The 209-nt window shown below is 38.8% G+C and carries 1 rRNA gene; it reads left to right on the top strand.

What is annotated here, in order from left to right:
* Positions 1–72 (top strand): 16S ribosomal RNA (locus ACQCT5_RS23075); the annotation flags it as partial.
* Between the last annotated feature and the right edge of the window lie 137 nt (positions 73–209).

Consider the following 209-nt stretch of genomic DNA (forward strand, 5'->3'; position numbering starts at 1 on the left):
GTGGGACAGATGATTGGGGTGAAGTCGTAACAAGGTAGCCGTATCGGAAGGTGCGGCTGGATCACCTCCTTTCTAAGGAAAAAGACGCTGTTTGTTTTGTTTAGTTTTGAGAGAGCATTCTCTCTATATAAAGGATCTGAAACATCACTTGATGTGATAACTTCAGAAACTATGTTCTTTGAAAACTAGATAACGTTAAGTAATATCAA

The sequence above is a fragment of the Sutcliffiella halmapala genome, assembly GCF_050107295.1.
GTDB lineage: Bacteria > Bacillota > Bacilli > Bacillales > Bacillaceae_I > Sutcliffiella_A > Sutcliffiella_A halmapala_A.